This is a genomic window from Streptomyces virginiae, from assembly GCF_000720455.1.
Taxonomy (GTDB): Bacteria; Actinomycetota; Actinomycetes; order Streptomycetales; family Streptomycetaceae; genus Streptomyces; species Streptomyces virginiae.
Map to the genome: position 1 here is coordinate 91038 of NZ_JOAK01000022.1, position 25742 is coordinate 116779.

The following is a 25742-nucleotide window of genomic DNA, read 5'->3' on the forward strand; positions in this document are numbered from 1 at the left end:
AAGTTGTGCCAGAACCCGAGAAGTGGCAGCACTCCGCCGGATCGCGCAGGCGAACCTGTGGCGCACACAAGGGGATGGCTCCGCCGTCGGGGTGCGACGGCGGAGCAGGTCAGCCGGTCCTGCTGCTCGTGCGGGCGCCCGTCGGGAAGCGGGTGAATCAGGCGTTGCCGAAGAACAGGTTGCCCGGAGCGTCGGGGTTGTCCGAGAGGTAGTACTCGCGGACCGCGCGGATGAACTCCATGCGCGAGATGGAGCCGTCTCCGTCGGTGTCGAGCTGGTGGAACACGTTCATCGCGTCGGGCGAGTCGGTCCGCCACACGTCCTTCAGGAAGCGCGCGAACTCGTCCTTGCTGATCTGGTTGTCCTGGTCCACGTCGATGACGTCGAAGATGACGTGCCCGGCACCGTCGGCGAGGTTGAGCCGGCTGGTGTCGATGGACGCGAGACGGCTGGCCGTGACGAACTCAGCCTTGGTCAGCCTGTCCTGCTGCGTGCCCGCGTGCCGCAGCAGCTCCAGCCAGTGCGTCTGGAAGAACGCCTGGAGCGCCCGGGCCCGGCGGTCGTCCTTCTGAAGCTTGTAGGCCGTGATGTACCGCTCGGCCAGCTTCTGGTAGTCCGTCCAGTCCAGGTAGCCGTCCTGGTTGGCGTCCAGGGTGTCGAACGTGCGGTCATGCTTGCCGGTGATGACGTCCTGCGCCGTCGTGGTCATGGTGGCGAGTCCTTCCGTGATCTTGCTTCGGGAACGCCAGCATGGGGCAAACCATCCGGAATTTGCACTGCACACCGCATACAGCACCCGATTTAGTGATCGTTTTCGAGCCACTGCACAGTGCGTGCCACAAGCGGATGAGGTGAGTCGGCCCAACACCCGCTCGCCGACGCCCGGCCATGGAGCGCCGTCCTCCCCGAGGTGCTGGCCGCGGTCGGGGAGCGGGTCGTGCTCGCCTACAACAGCGACTTCGACAGGCGGATGACCGTCGGCCACGCCCAGTCCAGGCCGTCTTCGCTTGGCGCAGGCGTGGCAGTGCCTGATGAAACGCCGCTCTGTGTGGCTGAGCACCACCAGCCGCCTCTGGCTCGGCGGCGGGCACCGCGCCCTGGGTGACGCGGTGGCGGCGCGCGACCTGCTGCTGTCCCTGCGGGAACGGCCGCCGCACACCCTGCCTGCGCCGCTGCGCGATCAGGAACAGGCTCCGCCAGCGTGAGCCGACGGCGCTCTGGGGCCGCCGGGACGACCTCGGGGCCCAGTCGCGGTGACCGGACTGCCAGAATTTCGCCGACGTTGCCAACACCACCTTCGGCTGGGGGAAGCCTGTGAGCGACAACATCGACGGGGAGGCGACCAGGCTCCCGGACGGCACCCTCGTCCTCCCTCTGCCCACGGTCACCGCGATCTTCCGGCAGATCGCGGACGGGGCCGAATCCCGGCAGTCGGGGCGAGCCGCGGATCCCATCTCTGAGATCCGCGCGATCGCCGACCAGATCGATGCCGCTGGTCTCATCGATCTGGTCGGGCCATCCGCACAGCCGCCCGCTACGGCCGCGTCGACCTGCTCTGCATCGACGAACTCGGCTACATGGAACTCGACCGCCGCGGAGCCGAACTCCTCTTCCAGGTCCTGACCGAACGCGAGGAGAAGAACAGCGTCGCCATCGCCTCCAACGAGTCCTTCTCCGGCTGGACCAAGACGTTCGACCCCCGCCTTTGCGCGGCCATCGTCGACCGACTCACCTTCGGCGGCAACATCATCGAAACCGGCACCGACTCCTACCGCCTCGCCACCACCCGAGCACGCGCCGAACAGCAAGCAGCCGACTGACAAACACGCCGAGCAGCACCACACAGGACGGTCAGCCAGAGAACAACCGCCGTACCTCTTCGAGACGCGCACGCTGATCATCGATCCAGCCAGTCGCCGGAAAGAGGGGCACGCTGACCGTCACCTGTGACGACGGCCCGTCATGGACTGATACCGCGATCACGCCAGGACTCACCGGCTTGATCTTGAACTGCACGGTCCGTCCCGAGTTCAGCCACGACACGAACCGATTCCCCGCAAGCGCCCCCAGAGCTTCCTCCCAGTCATCGAGGTCATCGGACGTCACATAGACAGGGAAGCTGCCCTTGACTGTCTCGGTCTCCACAACGAACTCACAGTCCAAGACATCCCCGCCTGGGGCAGGCCGCTCCAGCACCCGCAGCGAGACAACGTGACCGCTCGTCCCCGGCGGATCGGCCAGATAAATCAGCTCGCCCAGATCGTCTTCCACCACAGCCCCTCCCACCGGCCTCGAACAGAAGCATCTTTCCTGAGCCCGCCGACACACACGGCGCCGAGGTGGGTGTTACTGATTCTCGCCAACATTCCGCAGCCAGTTGATCACCTTCTGCTGCCGAAACTCCACGACAAACGTTCTCCGTTGCCACCTAGGTCCCGCCCACGGACTGCTCGGACGTGGCCGAGTGGGCGGCGGCGCAGTACAAGGCCGGAATGCGCGGCGGCCGCGATGTCGCCGCCGGGGTGTGCCCGCTGGTCCTGGAGGTCCCGGTGCGGCTGTGGCCAGCCCGCGTGCTGCTCGGGTTGGCGGCGGTCGTCAGGCAGCCGGGGGAGGGTTTCCGTGGGCGGCGAGGTGGCGACATGCCGTCGTGGCGCAGCGACAAAGCGATGCTGCCGACCCTCGCACCCGGCGCCTTCATCCGTTCCACCGCGGCGGCAAAACCATCAAGGTCCGAGTCCTGGCTCCAGCTCCGCGACGCCGGCGATCGCAGCTGCGGCCAAGAGTCCTGAGCGCCGCATCGGCCGAATGCCGCCGCCCTGGGGTGCCGTACGCGGGTCCGGGGGAGGGCGCGCGGGCAGGAGACACGTCTGCGGCGGGGTGGTGTTGCCGGTCTCCTGCAGCGCCTGCCGCGCGTTGTCCAGGTCGCTGTGGAGGACAAGGAGCCGGTCCTTCGCCTCCACGAGTTCCCCGCACATCGGCACTCCGGCTCGGACCGGGGTCGGCGCCGTCTCGGCCCTCTCAAAGAGTGCGTCGACTGCCTGGGGCCGTACCTCGTCGAGTCGGGGATCCCCTTCGAGGCCCGAGCAGACGTCGATCACCGCGTGCGCGATCGCGCGTGTGAGGTCCCTGCCGTCCATGACGTCGTGCATCCGCCGCCGGTCCGGCGCCGGAGTTCCGGCCGGGAGCATCTCGGGTGTGACCGCCTCGTGCACGGCCTTGATCGACAGCCCCGCTGTACCGGCGTACTCGTGTAGGAGCTCGGCCAACGCGTTGATCTCCACGACCGGACCCTTCGGACTGGTTCAGCTCCGCCCCGCCCGTCTGCCGTTCTCCACGACTGAAGCCGTGGGACCGCCTAAGTGGGCCATCAGGGCCTCCGAGAGGTCCCAGGAGCTCGCCGGCGTATGCAACCGAAGGCGGGCCGGGACGCCAACTCGCCTGTGCGAGCTGGCGATTAGGCCATCCCTGCGGGGGCTGAAGGACTGCGTCCACCGGGTGGTCCGGGACGACGAGGCCCCGTCCCGTAGTGGAGCAGAAGATTCCGAGTTATGGCCCTCGGCGCCGGGATCTCCGGTGCCGCCGCTCGGTCATGCCCTGTTGTTGCTGGGTGGCTGGAACCGCTAGCATCCATCCGAATTGAACGCGCTCAAATTTCGGGGGGATGGTGCAGAAAGAGAGGTTGTGCCGCCGGCCCGACGGTGTGTCGTGGTCGGCGTGCGCGGTGGTGGTCGCGGGTCTGGTGGGGACGCGCGCCTGGACCGACACCTCTGTGCCAGTGCCGGAGTTCGGTGAGATGTTCACGCCGGTGTGCGTGGCGCTCCTCGGTACTGTTCTGGCATGCATGCCGCTCGTGGTTGCCGTGCAGCTGCGGCGGCGGCCGCGTAACACTGCGGCTGTGTGGTGGGCCGGGGTCGGCGGCCCTCGTGCCGGCGTTCCTGATGGTGCTGGCCGCGGCGGGGGCGGGCATGTGGCTCGTCTGCTGCGTCGTCGTAGTGCTCGCCTCCTGCGCGGCCACGCTCGCAGCTGTCCGGGGCGAAGGGCGGGGTTCGCCCCGCGCCGCCCGAGCAGCGGGGGCCGTTGCCCTCGTCGTTCTCCTGGCGGCAGCCGGCTCCCTCTCCGGACCGTACACGGACTATCCAGGAGTCTGGGCCGCCCCGCAGGGCGACGCGTCCCTTTCCCTGACCGAGCCGCAGGGGCCGGAACAGGGCGGGCAGTACACCCTGCGGATCGGAACCTGCACCGAGCAGGGCGGGTGGGCCTTCGACTACCCGCTGACCTCGGAGTCGGTCCTGATCTGGCTCAGCCGTGATGAAGCGACCGCGTGCCTCCCCGGGGGCTCGTCGATTCTTGCGTACATCGCCGGCGGAACCCAGATGGCCCCGATCATCCAACTCCCCGGGCTGCGCCTGACCAAGCAGTCGGGCGCCCAGAGGGCATGACGGCTCCTCCTGCACGGCCGGTTTCCGGTCCGGGGCGGGTGGCCTGTGCCTGACGCTGGCCTGGCCCGCCGACCTGCGCGGCACTGCCGCCCCGGGGGCCGGCGGGTGGGGTGGTCCGCCACGGGATCGCGTACGCGGGTCCGGCTGATCGCGCTGCGGCGCGCTCCCCATCACCAGCTCGGCTTTGTGGTGCAGATGTGCACCGTCCGGTACGTCGGCCGGTTCCTGGTGGACGACCCGCTGGACGTGCCGTGGTCTGTGGTCGATCACCTGGCCGGGCAGCTGGGGATCGAGGACCCGTCGGTGGTGAAGCGGGATGCCGAGCGGCCGAAGACGGCGTACGAGCACGCCTGGGAGATCCGGGACGCCTACGGCTACCACCAGTTCGAGGACCCCGCGTGGGGCCGGAGGTTCCGTACCTTCCTGCACGGCCGGGCGTGGACGCACGCCGAGGGGCCGGTGGCGCTGGTCAACCAGGCGGTGGGGTGGCTGCGGCGCAACCGGGTGCTGCTGCCCAGGGTGTCGGTGCCGGCCAAGCAGGTCGCCATGGTGCGTTCGGTGGCGGAGAAGCGGCTCTACGCCACGGTGGCCCGGGCCGCCGGGCGGGCGGACGGTGCGCTGCCCGGCGACCTGGTGGCGCTCCTGGCCGTGCCGGAGGGCGCGCGGGTCTCGGAGCTGGAGCGGCTGCGTCGGCCGCCGACGCGGACGACCGGCACCAGCATGGCCGAGGCGCTGGAGCGGGTGGCTCTCGGAAACGACCGTTTTTGAGACCGGCGCAGACTCGGTAGAGCTTGAGATCGCAGGTCCGCGAGCGGCCGGTCGATCAGCGGGGCAGGATGCGCAGTACTGCCTCGCGTTCGCCGCTGAGCCGCAGGCCTTGCTGTACTGCGGCGCTCAGATCGAGGTCGCCGAGCAGGGTCGCAGCCAGCAGGTGCGGCGGTCCGGTCAGTGACGCGGTGGGGTGGTCGACCCGGCCGACGTGTGTGTGCACGGAGCCGTCCTTGACTTCGATGACCAGGTCCTCGTTGCCGTCGGCGTGCAGTTGCAGGGCGATTGCCGGCTGGTCGGGGCGGTGGTCGGTCAGTGCCCGGGCGGGCATGTCCAGCCAGTGGGTGCGGAAGGTGTTGTTGCCGTCCGGCTCACGCAACAGCGGAATTCCCCATCGGCTCAGCTCCCGCAGCACCGGCTCCAGCTCGCGGCCGCGCTCGGTGAGGGAGAACAGGGTGGTGGCCACCGGCGGCGGGGCGGCCTCGCGGTGGATCAGGCCGGCTTCCTCGAGTTCGCGGAGCCGGTCGACCAGCAGGTTGCTGGCGATCCCGGGCAGTCCGTTGCGCAGGTCGGTGTGCCGGCAAGGACCCAGGGCGAGCAGTTCACGGACGATCAGCAGGGTCCATCGGTCGCCGACGGTGTCCAGTGTTTTCGCGATGCCGCAGTACTGCCCGTAGGTGCGCATGCCACCACCCTACATCGTGGTGTTGAGATTCAAAACTCTCTTGTTGACTTTCTCAACAACGTCGGTCTAGCGTCGCTGCCCATGACCCCCACACTTTCCGTGCGTCGGCTGGCCTGGGCCGGCGTCGAGATCCGTCTCGGCGACACCCGCCTGCTGATCGACCCGCTCGAGAACGTCGCTGCGCTGGCGCCGGTGATGGGGCCGCCGCACCGGCCGGTCGACCCGGTCGATACCCCGCCCGGCACCCACGCCCTCATCACCCACCTGCACCCCGACCACTACGACCACGACCTGATCGCCCGGATCGCGGCCACCGGCACGATCGGCTGCCACACCCCGAGCGCGGCGGCGCTGCACGAGGCGGGCATCACCCCCGTCGCCCAGGACCTGGGCCAGTCACGCCGCATCGGAAAGCTGACCGTCACCCCGGTGACCTCGCTGGACTGGCGCGGCAACGACTGTGACCAGGTCGCCTGGGTCGTCGAAGGCGCCGGCCGGCGGATCATCCACTGCGGCGACACCCAGTGGCACGGCAGCTGGTGGCAGATCGCCCGCGACCACGGCCCGTTCGACGTCGCGTTCGTCCCGGTCAACGGCGTCATCGCCCACTTCGAGGGCTACGCGGCCAACGTCCCGGCGACCATGACCCCCGAGCAGGGCGTCGAGGCCGCCGTCGCACTAGGCGCCGGCACCGTCTGCGCCATGCACTACGGCCTGTTCCACAACCCGCCGTTCTACACCGAACAACCCGACATCGAGCAGCGCTTCCAGCACGCCGCCGACGAGCGCGGCATCACCGCGGCCATCGTCGCCGACGGCCAGCCCGTCCTGTGACCATCAGAAACAAGGAGCAACACATGAAGATCGTCCTGTTCGGTGCCAGCGGCAACATCGGCCGGCCCACCACCGAGGAACTACTGCGTCGCGGCCACACCGTCACCGCGGTCACCCGAGCCGGCCACGTCGACGGCCTCGAGCACAAGGCCCTGACCGTGACCACCGGTGACGTCACCGACCCCGCCGCGGTCGCCGGCCTCGCCGCCTCCCACGACGCCGTACTGTCGGCCGTCGGCCCCCGGATCGGCCAGGAGAACGACCGCGCCACGATCGTCGGTGCCGCCCGTGCGCTGATCGACGGACTCCGCCGAGCCGGCGTCACCCGCCTGGTCACCATCGGCGGCGCCGGGAGCCTACGCACGCCGACCGGCGCCCGCGTCATGGACGACCCGGACTTCCCCGCGCTGTGGAAAGCCAACGCCGAGGCCCAGTCCGAAGCGCTCGACCTCTACCGCGGCGTGCACGACCTCGACTGGACGTACGTGTCTCCCGCCGCGGTCATCGGAGCGGGCGAGCGGACCGGGGCCTACCGCAGCGCCGGGGACACCCTGCTCACCGACAACGACGGCAACAGCCGCATCTCGTACGCCGACTACGCGATCGCCCTGGCCGACACGATCGAGAGCGGCACCGCGATCCGCCGCCGCATCACCGTGGCGTACTGAGCCATGAGCAACGACGCCGCCGGCCGGCACACCCGATTCATCGTCCTGCTCGCAGCGCTCGTGGCCCTGGGACCACTGTCCATCGACGGCTACCTGCCCGGACTGCCGGACCTCGCCGGCGACCTGCGCGCCAGCGCCGCGGCCACCCAGCTCACCATCACCGCCTGCCTGGCCGGGCTGGCCATCGGGCAGCTGATCGCCGGGCCGCTGAGCGACACCTACGGCCGGCGGCGTCCGTTGCTGGCGGGCCTCGCCCTCTACACGATCGCCAGCGCGCTCTGCGCGGTGGCGCCCGACATCCGGACCTTCGTCGGCCTACGCCTGGTCCAGGGCATCGGCGGGGCGTTCGGCATCGTCATCGCCAACGCCATGGTCCGCGACCGCACCTCCGGAACCCGCACCGCACGTCTCTTCTCCGCACTGACCTTGATCACCGGCCTGGCGCCGGTGTTCGCGCCGGTCCTCGGCGGCCAGCTACTGCGCGTCACGGCCTGGCCGGGGATCTTCGTGAGCCTGGCCGTACTCGGCGCCGTGATGCTGGCGGCCTCCGCCGCAGGACTGCCAGAGACCCGGTCCTCCGCGTCACGCCAGCCGCTGCTGGCTGTCGTCGGGCAGCTGCTCAGCGACCGGGTCTTCACCGGGTACGTCCTGGCCAACGGCCTGGTCTTCGCGGCGATGTTCGCCTACATCTCCGGCTCGCCGTTCGTCCTGCAGGAAATCCACGGCCTGTCACCGCAGCAGTACAGCGCCGTGTTCGCCGTCAACGCCGCCGGACTCATTGCGGCCGCCCAGATCAGCGGCCGGCTGGTGGCCCGGGCCGGCGCCCGCGTGCTGCTGCTCGCCGGTCTGCTGGGCGCGACAGCCGGTGGCACCACGGTCCTGGGCACGGTGCTGACACAGGCACCCCTGCCCGCGCTCCTGATCGGCCTGTTCGTCCTGGTCTCCAGCGTGGGCCTCGTCATGCCGAACGCCGCGGCCCAGGCCCTGGCCGACCACGGCGGACACGCCGGGTCGGCAGCCGCTCTGCTCGGCTTCAGCCAGTTCATGATCGGCGGGGCACTTGCTCCACTGGCCGGCGCGGGTGGCGCCACCGACGCCTTGCCGATGGGAATCATCGTCGCCGTGCTGCCGGCGCTCGCTCTGCTCACACTCGGCGTCCTCACCCGGTCGATGCCCGGAGAGCGCACTCGCAGGCCGGCTCGCCAAGGACTTGCCGGGCACCGGCGACCGCGCACGGCCTCCCACGGCACCGCGAGCGGGTCCTCACCCAGGAACCAGCCGATGTAGCGGACCGTAACAGACGCATCCACGACGACCCTGGATACGACGGTTCGCCCCGTCCCAACGTCCGGGGCGTCTGCGCCGGAGGCCTCCGTGCTCTGTTTGCTTTCTCGCAGCCGAACCTTGCCCACGAGCCCGCGGTCGCCGCGTCCTGGGACCTGTGGCACAACTTGTCCGCCCTCCGCTCTCCTGCCGTACCCCTCGCGGTCTTCGTCGATCACTGGTGAAACGACCCGGGGTTCGTAGGCCCTGACGGTCCCCAGGAGCACCCGGTGATCGGTTACGACGGAACCCGTGCCGAGTACATCCTGGGCTCACTCGATCACATCCACCGGACACGGACGTGCTCACGTTGGACGGTTGGTGGTTTGAGGGCGGCAGCAACGCCGTGCACGCCTCCTGTGATCCGGGTTCCTGCCCTCACGACCCTCCGAAGCCCACCGTATGGCGTGGCAGCGAGGCGTACTTCGCGGACCTTCCCGGCGACACCATCCTTGTCCGGCTCCGCTGCCACGCCGGATACCCACTCCCGGCGCACGCTCCACGGAATGTGAGCCAGAACCCGAAACTCGTGAACACAACCCAGCGCCCGGTTGGCCGCCCGGATGACACCCCTGTCGCTGGCCCATGGCCTGGGCAGCTGCCGCCATCGGCATCAGGAAAGATCTCGTGCATAGCGGGACGCCTTCTTCCCAGGCGGGAAGACAGCGATAGGTGCGGTGCCTGCACCCCCCGGCCGACAGCCAGGCCCGGCAAGACGCGGCGATGCACCGAGACGGTCACTGTGCCGTGTGAAACCTCAGGCCGCTCCACGCTGTGCACGACGGCGCTACCTCCCGCCGATGCCCGCGGATAGATTCCACGAGTCCTCTCTGCAGGAGGGGTAATTCGTGCCGTCGGCCGGGCCGTTAGATGGACAGTTCATTCGCAGTTCTGGCCGCACCGATCCGTTCGGATCATTCACGCTTTTCTCACGAGGGGGGACTCGTGCGCAGAAGAAGTGCACTTCCTATGTGTGCCATGGCGTCTTTGTCTCTGCTGCTACCGCAGCAGATGGCCGGGCGACACATGCGGCAGCATCGCCCGCGGCGGGGTCCGCAGTCGTCGATCCGCCCCTGGCGGACGGCCAAGTCCAGCAGGTCGGTCCCGGCGTGTACTCGACGGCGGACAAGTTGTTCGAGATCTACGAAACCGATGTGGCAGTGGGCCGGATGAGCCGCAGTCACACCGTCACCGTTCAGCGGGACGGCGTGTCCAAGCCGGAGTCCGCACCGGTGGCCCGTGCGGACATGGGGATCTTGGGCCCGGGCTGGGAAGCCGAGTTCGTGGGTGGCCAGCTCAACCGCAAGCTGGAGCAGAGCGGCAACACGGCCGTCGTCACCGACCTCACCATGAACGCCGCGGTCACCTACGCTCTGAAGAGCAGTCTCGACTTCCCGGATGGGGGGCGGGGTCAGGAAGTACGCGACCCCCGAGGGCGACACCCTCACCGAGACCACCCGGTTCAACGAGGCGACGGGCACGATGGTGTCCACCGCCGTCGAGAGCGCCAACGCGGCCACCTCGGTACCGGACGCGGACCTGTCCGCTGACGCCGATGCCACCGCGCCCAGCAATTTCGCTCAGCTGGCACCGACCTACACCTGGAAGCAGGTGGGTACGGGAGCCAACAGCTGGCGCGTCACCGGGGTCGGTACTGCCGCCAACAGCGCCCTGTCCACGGTCACGTACGACACCGCGGGCCGGGTCGCCCCCGTCAAGGACGCCGAGATCGGGGAAACCACCTCCCGGCTCCTGACGGTCAAGTACTCGACCGCCACCACGGCCACCGGCACGACCCCCGGGGAGTTCACGGGCCGAGTCCGGGAGATCACCCTCACCGAGGGCGCCGCGGTGCAGACCCTCGCCCGGTACCCCTACGACGCCACCGGTCGGCTCCGTTCGGTGGCCAACCCGGCCGAGGGAATCGACGCGGCTTCCTCGTATTCCTACGACACCACCGGGCGGGTCTCCGCGGTGGCTACGCCGGCCAACGGCAACTGGGAGCTGACGTTCCCGGTCGGCTCGGCCTCGCCGAACGTCGAGCCCGTCGGTCCCGCGCGTCCGGCTGCGGACGCACCGGCCACGCGGCGGCGGGATCACCGACCCCGCCGCCGCCAACCCGCTGTCGACGGACTTCAGCAACGGAGAGATCACCGACCCGCAGGCCTACCCGCGCCACTGCTCCGCCGCGACGGACTGGCTGTGGTACCTCAAGAGGAACTGTGCAGCCGGCTTCAACTTCCGCACCGCGTGCGACATGCACGACTACGGCTACGGCCTCATCGGCAACACGTACAAGGGCTACTCGTACTACCTCGACCGGAGCAAGAAGTCGAACGTCGAGAACGCTTTCCACACCACGATGAGGACCTACAGCTGCAAGGTGTACTTCATCCTGAGGCGGCCAGGCTGCAACAACTGGGCGTACGCCTACTACAAGGCCGTGAGCAACCAGAGGTGGGGCGGCAACCCGAAGAACGGCGCTGACGCCACGTAAGGGCGCCGGCTCTTCATAACAGCGTGCCGCACATCAGCCGGACCGGGTGCGGCCGGGCATGACGGGGCCGGGGCGGAACCTCTCCGCCCCGGCCCACCCCTCCGACCAGCCCGTGCACCATCTCGGCTACCTCGCTTCGCCAACTCGGCATCGCTGCGATCCGAATCGGGTCCCGCTAGACGAGTCAGGACGTGCCCCGGCCTCCGCGGCAGTTCCCTTGCACACGACGGCCGGATGAACTGCCACAGCCGTGATGACGACGAGGTCCCTCGGCGCTTCGGATCGATCCGTGCAGTCGCGCCGCTCATTCCCGCGGCAGCTGCAGAGCCACCCTCGGCGGCCATGACCCGATGCCGCCGACCACATTCTTCCTTCCTGGTGCGAGCCCGCACCCGCTATATGTTCATGGAGCAGCAAGTGAAAATTCGCATGGGCGGATTGGTCGCCGCCGCAGCAGCGGCCATGGTGATCACCGCGATACCGGTGGGCATCAACCCCCTGTCCGGAACCGCCACCGCCTCCGCCGAGGAGGGCGGACCGGTCGACCCTCCGCTGTTCGACGACACCCAGGACGGGGGTACGGTCCGCGTCAACGTCGTCACCGCCCAGCGGGCCGACCTGGCTTCCGCCGCCGGTGCGGGCGAGACCCTCGTCTCGTACGACACCCTGCCGATGGTCACCCTCCGCGTGGACAGGGCGGGCCTTCAGGAGCTGAACACCAGGCCGGGCGTCATCAGCGTCACCGAGGACGTCCCGGTCCCGCCCACACTGAACGAATCCACCGTCAAGATCGGCGCCGACCAGGCCGTCGCCGCAGGCAAGACTGGCGCCGGCACCACTGTCGCGATCCTCGACACCGGCGTTGCCGTCAACCACCCGTTCCTCTCGGGCCGCGTGAGGACCGAAGCGTGCTTCTCCGTCAATGACGCGGAGTCGGGCGTCTCGAGTCTGTGCCCCAACGGCTCCGACCAGCAGGACGGCGCCGGCAGCGCCGACGCCGACAGCGGCCCGTGCGTCACCACGGGCATCGACTGCTCTCACGGAACCCACGTCGCCGGTATCGCCGCCGGCAACGGAGCCGGCATGAGCGGGGCACCGCGGCACGGTGTCGCGCCCGGTGCGGACATCATCGCCGTCCAGGTGTTCTCCAAGTTCGACTCCGACGACTTCTGCGGAGCGGGGATGAGCCCCTGCGTGCTCAGCTACACCAGCTCCCAGATCAAGGGTCTGGAGAAGGTCCTCGCGCTGAAGAAGGCAGGGACCAACGTCGTCGCGGCCAACCTGAGCCTGGGCGGCGGGCACTACACAACCCCCTGCGACCAGGACTTGCGTACGGTCGTCGTGGACACCCTGCGTGCCGCCGGCGTTGCCACGGTCGTGGCCGCCGGCAACAGCGGTCACACCGATGCCGTCAACGCTCCCGGCTGCGTTCCCTCCGCGATCACGGTCGGCTCGACCACCGACGACGATCAGCTCTCCGCCTTCTCCAACCGCGGACCGCTGCTGGACCTCCTAGCCCCCGGCACGAGCATCATCTCCTCGCTTCCCGGCGGCGGCTACGGTTCGAGGAACGGCACCTCCATGGCCGCCCCCCACGTCGCCGGGGCCCTCGCAGTGCTGAAGCAGACCTACCCCGCGAAGAGCATCGACCAGCTCGAAACGATGCTCGAGAACGACGGCAAGGCCATCGCGTACGAAGGCGCCACCACTCCGCGGATCCAGCTCGGCCAGAGCGTGACGCCCGCCGCTCCCGGCGACATGACCGGCGACAAGAAGCCCGACCTCGTCGCGATCGACGACACCGGCAAGCTGCGCCTCTACCCCGGCACGGGTACCGGCGCCCTCGGTACGCACAGCATCATCGGCACCGGCGGCTGGTCGGGATCTTCCGTGACGCACCGCGGCGACTGGACCGGCGACGCCAAGGAGGACATCGTCGCCCGCGTCGGCGGGGAACTGCGGGTCTACCCCAACCGGGGCGACGGCACGATCGGCGCGCCGATCAAGATCGGTAGCGGCCTTCCCACCACCGCCCAGGTCGTCGGCGCCGGCGATGTCACGAAGGACGGCCACCCCGACCTCCTCGTCCAGCACTCCAACAAGCTGTACCTCTACGCTGGTGCCGCGGGCCCCGCGCCGTCCGTCGCCGCCCCCGTCGTCATCGGCACGTCCGGGTGGGACGTCATGGACCTGACCGCCCCCGGTGACGCCGACAACGACGGCCGCATCGACCTGCTCGCCCGCGACACCCGGGACGGCATCCTCTACCACTACCTCGGCCAGCCCGACGGAAAGACCTTCAGCGACCGCACCGAGTACGGCCGCGGGTACACCACCGCTTTCCGGCCGCTGATCGCCGGCGCCGCCGACGCCAACCGGGACGGCATCGCCGACATGTGGGCCACCGCCCCCGACGGCACCCTGAAGTTCTACAAGGGCGACACCTCCATCCACGGCCCGGTCGACGGCCCGAGCATCCAGGTCGGCAGCGGCGGCTGGGGCGCCATCAAGTCCATCAGCTGACCCGGCCCCTCGCGGCTGCACGACGTTCCCAGGCGGCCAGGAGAGCCACCCACGCTTCCGGCCGGGAGCGCGGACAGGATGCATGTCGGCGCGGGCCGCCGCCACCCGGTGGCGGCCCGCGCGCCGGCGGCCGTCGAAGACGACCTGGAGGACTGCACGTGCAGCAGGACCCACCCATCCAGGGTTCGCTGATCCCCTTCACCGAGGACAGCGACTTCCAGCCCGCCGGCAGCCGGGCCGCCGACCTCACGTCCCTCGGCTATGCCGCACCCCCCATACCCCGGCCCGGGTCTGTTCGATCCGGTGGTCGGCGGCGGATCGGTTCACGTCGACCTGGAGAACGGGTACGCCGTGCCGGCGGGCGTCGGAGACGAGGTCGTGCGCGCGGCAGAACCCGTACGCGCCGAACCCTTTGATGATCTCCCACACCTCCTCCAGCACGGCGGGTGCGTAGCCGCGGGCGCCGGCCTCCCGCTCGAACCAGCCCTCCAACAGCGCCAGCCGCTCGTTGCCAGCGAGCGCGCGGCGGGCAACCTCGGCGAGCGCACGGTCGCAGCCGGTCAGGACGAAAAGCCGCCTCCCGGTCCCGGGTCTCCCCGGCCGCCTCCCGCTCCTGCTCCATCCCCCCGCGGCCGCGGATCTCGGTACGCCGGTCCCGGCCGCACCCTGCTCTGCACACGACACCCCCGCGCTGCGCCGGCGCGAGGACGCTATAGCCTCCCGCCTGTGACACATCGCCGCAGTCGGACCGGGAGCCCTCGTCGCCACGAGCTGCCGCACTACCAAGTGATCCTGGACAACACAGACTGGGCGTCGCTCGCCACCGTGTGTGGGACGGGTGAAGCCCTGCCGACGGAGCTGGCAGGCATCCTCAACCCCGACCCGGCCGTGAGGGCGGCCGCTACCGACAACGCCCTGAGGGAAGTGACTCACCAGAACACCATCTACGAAGCCACCGGGCCCGTGGCGCTCTTCACAGCAGCCATCCTCAACCATCCGATCATCGCGGCAGACGACTTCAGGCACGATGCCGACACAGCACCGTACCGCCCGACTCTCATGAGACTGCTTGAGTGGCTCGGCGACACCGCCTACGACGCCAACGACGAGTGCTTCGCCCTCAGTGAGGGCCACTGCGACAAGGGTTTCCTCTACGAGGACAGGGATATGCGCGCGTTCAGAGACCTGCGCCCGGCCATCTTCTCCGCTGTCCATCCCCTTCTCGGTCACGAGAACGCAGAGGTACACGGCGCGGCCCTCCTCGCTGCAATCCCCCTCACAGAGCACCCCTTCCTCAGCACACACCGGGCCCTGCTGGTCGACCACGCTCGGCGACTGCTGGCAACCAGCACCGACCGCCACCACAGAGACCGTGTATTGGACGCCATGAGAGCCTGGGGTCACGACACCACCGCTCTGGAGAACGCGGACGACATCGCAGCCCACGAGCGCTACGTTCGTCTCAAGGCGGAACGTGATTCCTGGTCGGCGGCCGACGGCGCAGACGGCTACTCCGAAGACCCACCGTTCTGACTCAAGGGCACGCATCGCCCCCAGAATTCCTGAACTCGTTCATCGGGTGGGGGCTGGAGGCAGCGGATGCTCCGTAAGGACGAGGTCCACGACCTGGGTCGCCCCGCGCCGAGGGTTGGAGCGCCGGGAGTCCTGGACGGCAGCGGCTGGCGACGGCACTCGCCCGAGGGGACACGAACCGCCTCGGCTGCGATGCCGGGCGCAATCGCCGACTCTGCCGGCGTCACCGGTTTCTTTCAGGGTTTGATTCTGGTGCTGTGCTGATGGTCGAGCCGATTGACGCGTGCGACGTTCTCCCGGTCCTTGGCGTTAACGGTTCGAATTGCCCCACGTTTCCGGTCGCAGCTGGCCCAGCCCTGGCGCTCGGTAGGGGCGGCCTGATGTCGCGGGGTGGTCATAGGAGGGAATGCTGCGCATGACGACTTGAAGAGCACCGACTGGGCGGCAGCACTGGGTCAAGGTCGCGTCCTGGGACACTGTCAAGGACGGCGATCGCCGAATCTGCGCCACTTGCGAAACCGAGGTCTGCTCCTACCAGTTCCGTTTCCATCCGCGACGACGGGCAAGGCATCCTTCAGGTTCAGCCATGATCGTGCTCTCGTCCGACAGTCAGCCGGCGTAACCTTCGACGGGCCATCGTCCGAGCTCACGAGCATCTGACACCTCTCCCTCCGCGTTTGTGGCACCACCGATTGACCCCGGTAGGAAGTGGAGCACTACCGATCCGGCTCGTACGAACGGCCCCTCGGGAATCAGTGGACGACAAACCGCCCACATGGGGAGTTCCGGCTCCGATGGCACGAAGAGCATCGAACATGCCTTATGGCGAACGAAGTTCAACGAACTGGCTGATTCATCCGTAGCCGCTCAATCGGTGTACCCACCAGACTTCTCGGTGGCAGCCCGAGCCTTGAGGGTGCAGGCCGCCCCGCAATCTCGCCTCAGTCGAAGGAGGGGTAATGAACCGTCGGACAAAGTTCAGCCTGGCAGTAACGACGGCACTCGTCGGTGCAGCGCTTGCACTCGCGCCCGCGGCCCATGCCGACGACGTCTCGATCAGCGGCTACGACAACTGCGGGCCCGGCTGGATCTGCTTCTACTCGGAGAGGGATGGGGGCGGACAGAAATGCCAGTGGTCCCAGAGCTCCACCGACACCCGTTCCCAGTGTTCATGGATGCGAGCCGGCACGAACACCCGGTCCGTCTACAACCGCACCAACAGCAGGTTCCACTACTACCACAGCGTCAACTACACGAATCGGATCGGCAGCACCACCGCCGGCACCAGGGGAAATCTCGCGGGGACCTACACCATCGGCTCCCTCTGCGCCGGCTCCTGCCCGGGCTGACATCGGCCTACGGTGCGTGTGCCGGGACGAGATCCACGACAGCCGGGCCGCGAGCTGCGCGAGGCTCCAGGGTGTCGGGGTGGGGTGGCTTCGGGGGCGTGTGGGCCCTCGCCTCCTGACCCGTCATGGCCTCCAGGACCGGCGGGGCTGCGCCCCGGCGCCGGCCGGGGTTTGCCCGGCCGGCGCTGGTGGGGGTGCGTGGTTGGCTGTCCGTCAGGGGCAGCTGATGCGGGTGTCGCCGGTGTCGGTGGTGCAGGTGTCGACGCCGGAGCCGCCGTTGGCGGTGTCGTTGGCGCCCACGCCGTCGGTGGTGGTCAGGCGGTCGTTGCCGTAGTAGCCGGTGAGGACGTCGTTGCCGCGGTCGCCGTTCATGGTGTCGTCACCGAACCCGCCGTCGAGGTTGTCGTTGCCCGGGCCGCCGTAGACGGTGTCGTTGCCGAAGCCCGCACGCACGGTGTCGTTGCCGGAGAGCGCGCAGATGACGTCGTTGCCGTAGCCACCGGTGAGGGTGTCGGTGCCGGACGTGCCGACGATCGTGCAGCCCCGGGCGTTGTTGGCCGAGGTGGTGGCGGTGGCGCTGTTGTCGCCGGTGTTCGGGTCCTGCGGCGAGCCGGTCACGGACGCGGTGTCCCGGAGGGTGCCGGTCGTGCGCGGTTCGGCGGTCACGGTGACCGTGGCGCTCGCGCCGGGGGCCAGGCTGCCCAGGGCGCAGGTCGCGCCCGTCGCGGTGGTGGTGCAGGTGCCCTGGGAGGGCACGGCCGAGATCAGGGTGCCGCCGGCTCCGGAGAGAGAGTCGGTCAGGGAGACGCCCGTCGCGGTCGCCGTGGAGGAGACCGCGTTGGTCACCCGGACCGTGTACGTCGCCTGGTCGCCGATGCTCACCGTCGTCGTACCGGACTTGGTGACGGACAGGTCCGCCGACTGCGGCGGGGGCGTGGTGCCGCCACCGCCGAGGTAGCGGGCCACGCCGCGGTCGGCGGCGAGGCTGTTGGCCTGGCCGACGACCCCGCCGGCGACGATCTTGCCGTCAGGCTGCAGGGCCACTTGGGAGGCCTGCTCGGAGGGGCCGCCGAAGTCGGTCGTCAGCCGGCCGTCGCCGTCGAAGGAGGCGTCCGCGGCGCCGTTGGTGTTGTACCGGGCCAGCGCCCAGTCGCCCGCGTACCGGCCCGCGACGACGATCCGGCCGTCGGACTGCAGGGCGACGTCCGCGGCGTCGGCGATGTCCGGCCCGAAGGTGGTGGTGACCCGGCCGGCGCTGCCGAACGTCGGGTCCACGGCGCCTCCGGCGGTGAATCGGGCCAGCCCGAAGACGTTGTCATCGCCGGTCGCGACGACGATCCGGCCGTCGGACTGCAGGGCCACGCCCCGGGCCCTGGCCCCGAAGCCGGGGGCCGCCCGGCCGTCGCCGTCGAAGGTGGGGTCGAGGCTGCCGTCGGTGTTGTAACGGGCGAGCGTGACGCCGCCGGGGCCGGCCCCGGCGACGACGACCCGGCCGTCGGGCTGGAGGGCCAGGTCGGCGGCCGAGGCGAAGGTTCCGCCCGGGAAGGTGGTGACGGCCTTGCCGTCGCCGTCGAAGGTCGGGTCCAGGGAGCCGTTGGCGTTCCAGCGGACCACGACCCAGCTCGCGAAGCTCTGGCCCGCCGCCACGATGCGGCCGTCGGGCTGCACGGCCACGGTCATGGCGGTCTCGATCGCGTCCGGGTCGATATCGGTGACCGCCTTGCCGCCGGTGCCGAAGGTCGGGTCGAGGCTGCCGTCGGGGTTGTAGCGGGCGGCCACCCAGTCGCCGTTGCCGGCGATCGAGGTGGACCCGCCGACCGCGATGATCTTGCCGTCGGGTTGCAGGGCCAGGGCCCTGGCCTCGTCGTTGTTGAAGTCGAAGTCGGTGTTGACGATGCCGTCGCCGCCGAAGGTCGTGTCGAGGCTGCCGTCGGCGTTGTAGCGCACCAGCACGAAGTCGCCGCCGGTCTCGTCGAAGTAGCCGTCGCCCACCGTGATGATCTTGCCATCGGGCTGGACGGCCATGCCCGAGACGTTCTCGTAGCCGGTCACGTCCGTGACGACCTTGCCGTCGCCGCTGAAGGCGGGGTCCAGATCGCCGGGAGCCGCCGTGGCCGCCGTGGGCAGTCCGAGTACGAGCGCCAAGGCGGCGACGCCGGCGGCGCCGGCGCGCCCGGCCCGGCGCCGTGGGGAGTGCTGGGGCATGCGCGAACCACTTCCGTCCGTCGGTTCCTCGGGTGCCCCAGCTTTCTGGGACACCGGGTCGGGACGGGGCCGCGGCGGGCCGGGGCTGCGCCCACTGGACCGCTGTGTTCCACCCTCAGGAGTGACGGACCGGTCATCCGAACGGCCCGGTACGGGCCGCCGTCAGTGCCCCGCCGGAGGACTCGCCCCTGCCGGTGGGGCAGCGGTGTCAGGACGCCACCGGCGACGCGTAGCCCGGCTCAGCGTCCTTCGGAGCCGCCGCGCCCGTCACACTGCCGTACTGAAACGTCAAAGCGCCAGCGGACTTACTTGGCAGGTTCTGCAAGAGCTTCGGCCAGGGTTTGCAGCATGCCGAGATTCGGTGCGGCCTCGTGGAGGGTTTGACAGCTTCTGTCGGTGGCTCCCGAAAGCTGTCCCAGACGTTTGTCCAGCTCTTTCTCCGCGTGGGGCTGCGTCATGGGCATCGAAGCCTCCCAAGAGCAGCGCACCTGCACCGACGGCGAACGGCGAACGGCGCCACGGGAAGCGAGATCGGGGTCCCACGCAACTGCCCCACAGGCACGTACTTTCCTGTCGTCTGTCTAACGACGGCAGACGTAGCGGCCGTGATCGCCGATGTTGCCGAAGACAGCAAGCTCATACGCTTTGGGGACCGGAAGCGGGACCGGACGTGCTCCTCAAGCCGACCGATCCGGCCGTGGACGTCCTCGATGCTCGCGCGGAGCCCTGAGACGGACTTGGTGACCTGCTCAGACCGTGTCCTGGCTACGTCAGGTTTTCCCTCGTGGTAGTCGAAGGCGATCCGCGCGAGACCGAACTGGACCGTGCCCACGTAACACTGCGCCGTCAGATCGAGGTGCAGCAGCACCTCATCCACAGACGCCTCGTGCAGACCCTTCTGGGCCTGGCGCACAGACCCTTGTTCTTGATCACCGAGAAGTCGCTCGCCTCAACGCCCCGCTCCCCATGAGCACGCAGCCGCGCCACCGGATCCTCGACCTGCTCGACGACATTCTCGACAGCACCGAGCTGGTCGGACTGCAGGCGCTGGGACAGTTCATCCACCCGCTGGCGGATGGCCTTGATATCCCGGGCCATCTCGGCCATCTCGGCCATCTCGGCCGCCTGGGCCTGAGCCGCGATGGCACCCAGAACAGCTGTTCCGCCCGACAGGGCGGAGATGGCCGTGACGCCACGGACCCGCAGCAGACGCGACACCTGGCCCCGGTCGTTCCTGATGCTGCCCGGTCCGCGAGAGCATCCGCAGCAGCAACGACGTACTCGGTAATTGCCCCGCAGCCGCCCCCTTCACTACCGCCGCGTGGTCCGTGCGGAAGATCCGCGCAGTCCGTAGCGCACGTCGCAACCCGAACTCCGCTGAGCAGGCGGACCCGGCTGCTGCCATCTGGTCGATTCCGGTGGGGCCGACCAGCAAGGGTCCGGTGCCATCAGCTGCGGGTTGCGCCACGCCCAGGACGAGCTCACCACCTAGCCTCACCGCCCGGTGTGCCAGCGCCTCCACCTGGGCAGTGGTCGTAGCAGGCCCGGCTCCCGCCTCGGATACCGTGTTCCTCTACGGGGTGCCATAACGGATGTGACGCCCTTACCGGAGGTAGTCAGCGTATGAGTTCAAAGCGCAGCAAGAATCCAGCCCTACCCGTACTTGACGACGCATTCCGTCTCGCGTCGGTCAAGGACGCCGAAGAATCCACCCGTGACTTGGTCGCGCGGCTGGCCACCACCGAGCTGCGCCGTGTTTCCCATCCGGGCCGGGTCACCTGGGAGCCCACCGATCAGGCCGAGCCCGTACCGGTCCCGCCGACTGTGGTCGACGGTGACGGGGACCTGTGGCTGCGGGACCGGGGCACTGGCACCTGGACCATGCCCGAGTTCAACCCGAAGGAGTTCCCGGCCCGCTGTGGCGAGGTTCTGACGTGGGACCAGCTTGCCCGCGAGTTCGGCCCTCTTACCGCACTGGCCGACGACCGCCGCATCGGCCGCGGCCGGCGCTGACCGCGCAGCCTTCTGGGCTGACCGCGCCCCTCAAGCGCCCGTGACGGGTACTACGGATCCGGGCGTGCGCATCCTCTGTGTTGGGGGGCGAGGCCGAGCAATCCTGAGCGCCTGGGTAAGCCTTAGACGTCATCTCGTTTTCGATCACCTGGCTCATCGGGATCTGCACCGGGCGCCCTGGAGGAGCGGCTGGGCAACCCCGGTCATCGGCTCGTCATGACGGCTCGGACGGTGTCCTCGTCCCTGCCGGTGATGTCGAGCACGACCAGGTCGGGCTCCGCGACGTGCTGCTCGTCGACCGGCTTCATGACCCCTGCGACAGCACGACGGAGCCCGGCGGTTCGCCGGCGTCCTCGGCTTCACCCGCATGAGCCGGCTGCCCCGGCCCTGGTACGGCGAGTGGTGCCGGGTAAGCCGCTGTGACAGGGGCTTGCCCAGGGCCGGCAGCCCGGTCACGCCATCGCGGCGGCCACGACCTCGAGGACGGTCCGCTGCTCCGGGTCGACAGGGGTGTCGGCCTGGCGTAGCGCGCGGAGGGTGCTGCCGTCGGCGCACAGCCTGCACAGCCCGACGACGGGGAACGGGGTGGCGCCGATGAGGGTGTTCGAGGAAGAGCTCTCGTAGACGGGCCGGTAGCAGTCGGGGTACGGCAGGCAGTCATCGACTCCGTCCGCCGGCGGCGCGTCCGGACCGAGCAGCGGCACGATTCGCAGGAGGTTCTCCCCGGCCTCGGCCCACAGCCCCGTCGGCCGCTCCGCGGACCGCTCGAAGACGATGTCGTCACCGTTCGGGCCTTCACTGGTACGGGCCCGCGCCAGGGTGCCGACGCCTTCGTCGGGATGGTTCGGGAGGAACGCCAGAACGGTCTGGGCGGCGGGCTCCTCGCGCACGCTGTAGACGTGCCCGCGCCCGCCCTTCAGGGCCGTGCCCATCTCGTTCAGGCTTTGGCGTCGTCGTTACGCAGGCGCAGCTGCCACGAGGCCGGGGCGCCGTCGATCTCGGCGGGGAGGAGGTGATCAGGATGCCGTTGCCGGACCGGCGGACTTCCAGGTGCAGCGCGCTGCACGGCCACCGCGCGATCGAGGTTCCCCGTCCTGGTCGCCGTTGCCGAGCAACTGCCCGAGGATCTGGTCCACGACGGCGAGCTCGTCGCCTGGGACACCGCTGCCGGCCGGCTGTCCTTCGAAGCCCTCCAGCGCCGGGCCACGCCAGCGGCAGAGGCACCGATGGAGGCCGGCCGGCGATGGCACGGGACAAGACAGTCCCGTGCTTGGCCTGCAGCCTCCCGAACCTCCCGCGAAGCCCGGGCTCTCTGTTAGAGGCCGGTGACCCCATTGCCGAGCCTCCAAGAAGCTAACGGGGGGCGTCAGCTTCCGTCCGTCAGACTGCGATCGAGGACGCCGACAAGCCGCGCTCCCGCGCGGTCGGTCCCGCGGCGCCCCCGCTCGGCACCCGCCGAGGCCTTCTCCAGCCGCAGCCGCGCCGTACGTCCGCGCAGTGTCAGCGTCATCAACTGGTTGCCGAACCAAGGTCCGCCGGTGCGCCCCCACCGGATCGCCGGTCTCGCGACCCGTCCGTGGCGGGCGAGGAGATGTCCGATCCCCTTGGCGAACCGGCTCCAGCCGAAACGGAATCCGACCCGTATGGCTGCGGGCACAGAGTTGTGCAGGGGTGAGCAGGTGAACTGGAAGACACGGGAGCGCGGCTGCCGCCCGGTGGTCCAGACGGGCTCCGCCACGTACGCGTGGTGCACGTCCCCGGAGAGCACGCACACCGTCGCCGGGGCCGCCTCGGCCATCCCCACCTCGGCGACCGTCTCCGTCAGCCTTTCGAACGACGAGGTGAACGCCGCCCAGTGCTCCAGGTCCGCCCGCCGGCGCAGCCACTCACCGAAGCGCGCCCAGCGCGGCCCGCGTTCGCCCCGGCAGAGCGCCGCGTGCCAGCCCTCCGCGAAGTGGACCATCGGGGGCAGCAGCCACGGGAGCGATGTCCCGACCAGCAGGTGGTCGACGCCGCCGGGGTCGTCGAACGCCTGCGTCCGCAGCCAGGCCGCCTCTTCGGCGTCCAGCATCGCCCGGTGCTGCTCCTCCAGCACCCGCGCGGCCCGGGTGTCGACCATCAGCAGCCGGGTGCGGCCGAAGTCCCTGCGGTAGCTCCAGCGCGCCGTCGCCGGGTCGGCGTCGGCGCGTTCGGCGAACGCACGCAGCACCTCCGTGCCGTCGTCGGCCGCCAGTACCGCCGCGTACAGCTCGTCCTCGGCGAGCTCGGCGGGGGAGAGGTTCCCGAGGTGCTGGTAGACCCAGTACGACATCAGGCCGCTGGTGATCCGCTCGCGCCACCAGGGCGTTGCCCGCATGTCGGCTACCCAGGCGGCACTGGTGTTCCAGTCGTCGATGACGTCGTGGTCGTCGAAGATCATGCAGCTGGGTACGGTCGAGAGCAGCCAGCGCAGTTCGGGGTCGCCCCAGGACTCGTCGTAGAGGTGGGTGTACTCCTCGTAGTCGGCGACCTGGTCCGGCGGGGCGGCGGAGCCGGTGCCGGCGGCCCGCCGATGCCGGGCGATCCAGGCGCGGGTGTCGGCGGACGTCTCGTCCGCGTACACCTGGTCGCCGAGGAGGAGGAGAACGTCCGGACGCTCGGCCTCCGGGTCGGCGGCGAGCCGGGCGGAGAGGGTGTCGAGGACATCGGGGCCCACCGGATCGGGCTCGCCCACAGCAGGCGCCGCCCACCGGCACGAGCCGAAGGCGACCACCGCGCCCGTCGCCGGGACCGGCGGCGTGTGGATGGTGCTGGGCGGCTGGGGCGAGTCCGCGAGGGGCCACACCCGCTCGCCGTCGAGCAGCACCTCGTACGTTGTGGCGGACCCAGGGGCGAGCCCGGTCACGACCACCAGTGCGTAGTGGTGGCCGACGACGCGGAACGTGGGAGCCGAACCACCGCCGCCGCCCGGGCACCGGACCTCCGCCGTGCACGCCCGGTCGGTCTCGACCCACACCGTCGCGCTCGTGCCCGACTCCCAGTCCACGTGTCGCAGGAGCGGGCCCAGCCTCAGACCGGCCATCGCGAGTCCCCTTCCGGTGTTCCGTACGGTACGGAACGGCCGCTCCGTACAGTACTGAACGGCGGCGGAAGCGGCGCCGTTGCGCTGCCTGGCCGCCCCGCGTCGGACGTGGCGGACACGGGGAGCAGCGAGTCAGTCGAAGTAGCTGGTCGAAGACCCGGCCTCTGCCACTGATCCAGGCGATGTCAGGTCCCGGAGGCCGCTCGGGCCAGGGCGGCAGCAATCAGTGCCCCTATGCCTCTTGCTCGCCTTCACCGCGGACACAGCCTCTTCCACTCCTCGCCGAACTGAACGCGGCCGGCCGCCTCGACTGCAGGGCCTGCGTGGACGGCTCTCACATCCAGGCGAAGGGGGGGGCGACACCGGTCGACCAGCGGAAGACGGGGCCGCCTGAACTCCCGGACCCGGCCGCGCACCGTCGCCGTGCCGGCCGCCCCGAGCCCGCGCCCGGGGCGGATGGCTGGCCGGGACCCGGAGCCAACAACGGACGCGGCCGCCGAGATGGCTGCCCGGCTCCAGGCCGGCATCCGGGAACGAGCCGCCGCCCGCCGCCCCTCAGCCGATCTGGAAGCGATCCCGGAAGCCGAAGGCCATCAAGGAGGAACGCGGAGCTGGCCAAGCAGCGTACGCGGCTCAAGGCGGCCGGGACACGCCGGTTTTACGGCGCCCAGGCGCCCAGGCGCGCCGGCCGCGGCCCCGGCGCAACCGCATCGGCAGCGTCGCAGCCCGCCGCGATGCGCGCGCCCTGTCCCGGATGCGGCACTCGAACGCCTGGCTGTGGTGACGACGCCGGACACCGTCAACTGGGTGGACAGCACGATGTCCGACACTGGGTGGAGTCCATCGAGTGGGCAACACCTGGCTGGAGACACGTAGCCGTTGACGCCTTCGGGAGTGGCTTCGGGTGTCGCCATCATGATCAATGTCGATGGGTTCGGAGTCACTGATGGCGGTCGGACGCGTCCCGCGGTTTGTCTCAGGGCTGCCGCGCCGCCGAAGTGGAGCGGCGGTTGGCCGCGATCCGCGGCACTTGCCGCACCTCGTGATCGTTGCGAAGGTTGTGATCGAACTCAAGCGCGTCATCGCGACCCTCGCAGTTGCCCTTGTCGGTGCCGCGACCCTCACCTCGCCCAGTGCAGCTGCCGGTATTGCCCCGTATGAGCCCACCTACGCGGGGCCGCGCGCGGTGAGCAGCCTGGCGGCACCCGCCAGCGCGACGGTCACGGAAGGGCAGGTCAAAGAGGTCGTACCTGGGGGCGTGATTACCTATCCGAGCGTCACCAGCTGCCTCACCGTGACTGTGCGGGTCAGGGGCGGCGGCCTCGTCGGTGCTCACGCCAGCCTGTTTCAGGTGCCGGGTGAACTGCGATCCGATGAGATTCTGGGTGCGCTGAAGCAACTCGTAGGCGGTCGCCCTGTGGCCGCGATCGAGGTCAGGGGGGCCGTTGGCGCCTGGCATCCGAGCTACTTCGTGAAAGCGTTGGAGAGCTACGGCGAGGGGGAGCAGGTGCCGATCCCTGAAGACCCGGATTTCAACGGGATTGCCCAGGCGGTGTCGCGGGGACTGGGGCTGCCCCGGGGCCTTGTCACGGTTGAGGACGTGCCTGACGGGGACCAGATCATCAGGTGACGAAGCCGATCATCACGCTAAGGGCCTGTGCACCCCGCGGCTAGAACCGGCGGGTGGGTGGGTTGCGCTCATCTTCGTCATCAGGCCCGCGGCCCTCATGCCGACACAGACCGGTCGCCGCCCATTTGGAGCCCCTGGCCGAGGTCTGCCCGCTGGAAAACGTCTAGTGATGTTCGACCACGGGTGGGGGACAGCGCCGGGGCGGAGCGGGGGG

The 25742-nt window shown here is 69.8% G+C and carries 23 protein-coding genes and 2 pseudogenes; 14 read left to right on the top strand and 11 right to left on the bottom strand.

The features are described from left to right. Positions 1–157 precede the first annotated feature (157 nt). Positions 158–709 carry an EF-hand domain-containing protein gene (locus IG86_RS0127955; RefSeq protein WP_030830618.1) on the bottom strand — a complete coding sequence of 184 codons (552 nt, stop codon included), beginning with the start codon at positions 707–709 and terminating at the stop codon, positions 158–160. A 322-nt stretch (positions 710–1031) separates the two neighbouring features. On the opposite strand from IG86_RS0127955, the gene IG86_RS43180 reads away from it, so the two are divergent. Beyond that, entirely contained in the window at positions 1032–1205 is a 174-nt protein-coding gene (locus tag IG86_RS43180) for a hypothetical protein (protein WP_157854912.1), read from the top strand. Between the two features lie 315 nt (positions 1206–1520). After that, positions 1521–1820: pseudogene (locus tag IG86_RS0127970) on the top strand (ATP-binding protein); the annotation flags it as partial. Positions 1821–1851: 31 nt separating this feature from the next. Here IG86_RS0127970 and IG86_RS0127975 read toward each other — a convergent pair. Next, entirely contained in the window at positions 1852–2271 is a 420-nt protein-coding gene (locus tag IG86_RS0127975; protein ID WP_157854913.1) for a DUF5959 family protein, read from the bottom strand. A 452-nt stretch (positions 2272–2723) separates the two neighbouring features. Further along, positions 2724–3281 carry a hypothetical protein gene (locus tag IG86_RS0127980; protein WP_030900518.1) on the bottom strand — a complete coding sequence of 186 codons (558 nt, stop codon included), beginning with the start codon at positions 3279–3281 and terminating at the stop codon, positions 2724–2726. Between the two features lie 642 nt (positions 3282–3923). On the opposite strand from IG86_RS0127980, the gene IG86_RS0127985 reads away from it, so the two are divergent. Then, the gene (locus IG86_RS0127985; RefSeq protein ID WP_030900521.1) at positions 3924–4439 is read left to right on the top strand and encodes a hypothetical protein; all 516 of its coding nucleotides are present in this window, start codon (positions 3924–3926) and stop codon (positions 4437–4439) included. A gap of 144 nt (positions 4440–4583) precedes the next feature. Continuing rightward, positions 4584–5183 (top strand): annotated as a pseudogene (locus IG86_RS0127990) (DUF4158 domain-containing protein); the annotation flags it as partial. 79 nt (positions 5184–5262) lie between these two features. Here the strand turns inward: IG86_RS0127990 and IG86_RS0127995 are convergent. Then, positions 5263–5892 (bottom strand): winged helix-turn-helix transcriptional regulator, encoded by a 630-nt coding sequence (locus tag IG86_RS0127995; protein ID WP_030830600.1) that lies wholly within the window; start codon positions 5890–5892, stop codon positions 5263–5265. Between the two features lie 81 nt (positions 5893–5973). On the opposite strand from IG86_RS0127995, the gene IG86_RS0128000 reads away from it, so the two are divergent. From IG86_RS0128000 to IG86_RS44655, 6 genes are all read left to right on the top strand, one after another. After that, positions 5974–6726: an MBL fold metallo-hydrolase gene (locus IG86_RS0128000; protein WP_030830596.1), complete on the top strand. Its 753-nt coding sequence runs from the start codon at positions 5974–5976 to the stop codon at positions 6724–6726. Between the two features lie 23 nt (positions 6727–6749). Beyond that, entirely contained in the window at positions 6750–7394 is a 645-nt protein-coding gene (locus IG86_RS0128005) for an NAD(P)-dependent oxidoreductase (protein WP_030900528.1), read from the top strand. A 3-nt stretch (positions 7395–7397) separates the two neighbouring features. Beyond that, entirely contained in the window at positions 7398–8681 is a 1284-nt protein-coding gene (locus IG86_RS0128010) for a multidrug effflux MFS transporter (RefSeq protein WP_063761573.1), read from the top strand. Positions 8682–9847: 1166 nt separating this feature from the next. Further along, a complete protein-coding gene (locus tag IG86_RS44000) occupies positions 9848–10267 on the top strand; it encodes a hypothetical protein (protein WP_208864278.1) in 420 nt (139 codons plus the stop codon). Positions 10268–10974: 707 nt separating this feature from the next. Further along, positions 10975–11214, top strand: a complete 240-nt coding sequence (locus IG86_RS42495; protein ID WP_051785458.1) for a hypothetical protein — start codon at positions 10975–10977, stop codon at positions 11212–11214. Positions 11215–11643: 429 nt separating this feature from the next. Then, a complete protein-coding gene (locus tag IG86_RS44655) occupies positions 11644–13737 on the top strand; it encodes a S8 family serine peptidase (protein WP_244306108.1) in 2094 nt (697 codons plus the stop codon). A gap of 246 nt (positions 13738–13983) precedes the next feature. On the opposite strand, the gene IG86_RS0128025 is transcribed toward IG86_RS44655, so the two are convergent. After that, positions 13984–14229 (bottom strand): hypothetical protein, encoded by a 246-nt coding sequence (locus IG86_RS0128025; RefSeq protein ID WP_030900537.1) that lies wholly within the window; start codon positions 14227–14229, stop codon positions 13984–13986. Positions 14230–14523: 294 nt separating this feature from the next. On the opposite strand from IG86_RS0128025, the gene IG86_RS0128030 reads away from it, so the two are divergent. Together IG86_RS0128030 and IG86_RS40610 are read left to right on the top strand one after the other, a co-directional pair. Then, positions 14524–15270 (top strand): hypothetical protein, encoded by a 747-nt coding sequence (locus tag IG86_RS0128030; RefSeq protein ID WP_244306110.1) that lies wholly within the window; start codon positions 14524–14526, stop codon positions 15268–15270. Between the two features lie 959 nt (positions 15271–16229). Continuing rightward, positions 16230–16619 (top strand): peptidase inhibitor family I36 protein, encoded by a 390-nt coding sequence (locus tag IG86_RS40610; protein ID WP_030830579.1) that lies wholly within the window; start codon positions 16230–16232, stop codon positions 16617–16619. Positions 16620–16832: 213 nt separating this feature from the next. On the opposite strand, the gene IG86_RS0128040 is transcribed toward IG86_RS40610, so the two are convergent. The 3 genes from IG86_RS0128040 to IG86_RS0128045 all read right to left on the bottom strand — a co-directional run bounded on the left by IG86_RS0128040 (position 16833) and on the right by IG86_RS0128045 (position 20042). Beyond that, positions 16833–18824, bottom strand: coding sequence for a DUF11 domain-containing protein (locus tag IG86_RS0128040; RefSeq protein WP_030900543.1), 1992 nt, complete (start codon positions 18822–18824; stop codon positions 16833–16835). A 305-nt stretch (positions 18825–19129) separates the two neighbouring features. After that, complete coding sequence (locus IG86_RS43185) at positions 19130–19288, bottom strand: hypothetical protein (protein WP_157854914.1); 159 nt, start codon at positions 19286–19288, stop codon at positions 19130–19132. A gap of 382 nt (positions 19289–19670) precedes the next feature. Next, positions 19671–20042: a hypothetical protein gene (locus tag IG86_RS0128045; protein WP_030830572.1), complete on the bottom strand. Its 372-nt coding sequence runs from the start codon at positions 20040–20042 to the stop codon at positions 19671–19673. Between the two features lie 405 nt (positions 20043–20447). Between IG86_RS0128045 and IG86_RS0128050 the strand changes: the two genes are divergently transcribed. Then, positions 20448–20837 (top strand): hypothetical protein, encoded by a 390-nt coding sequence (locus tag IG86_RS0128050; protein ID WP_030830569.1) that lies wholly within the window; start codon positions 20448–20450, stop codon positions 20835–20837. A gap of 203 nt (positions 20838–21040) precedes the next feature. Here the strand turns inward: IG86_RS0128050 and IG86_RS44660 are convergent, their stop codons facing one another. From IG86_RS44660 to IG86_RS0128065, 3 genes are all read right to left on the bottom strand, one after another. Then, positions 21041–21145, bottom strand: coding sequence for a DUF6207 family protein (locus IG86_RS44660; protein WP_234316269.1), 105 nt, complete (start codon positions 21143–21145; stop codon positions 21041–21043). Between the two features lie 144 nt (positions 21146–21289). Then, positions 21290–21769, bottom strand: coding sequence for a hypothetical protein (locus IG86_RS39155; protein ID WP_234316270.1), 480 nt, complete (start codon positions 21767–21769; stop codon positions 21290–21292). A gap of 434 nt (positions 21770–22203) precedes the next feature. Then, positions 22204–23898, bottom strand: coding sequence for an alkaline phosphatase D family protein (locus IG86_RS0128065; protein ID WP_030830567.1), 1695 nt, complete (start codon positions 23896–23898; stop codon positions 22204–22206). A 1042-nt stretch (positions 23899–24940) separates the two neighbouring features. Between IG86_RS0128065 and IG86_RS0128070 the strand changes: the two genes are divergently transcribed. Beyond that, positions 24941–25528: a hypothetical protein gene (locus tag IG86_RS0128070; RefSeq protein WP_244306113.1), complete on the top strand. Its 588-nt coding sequence runs from the start codon at positions 24941–24943 to the stop codon at positions 25526–25528. Positions 25529–25742 lie beyond the last annotated feature (214 nt).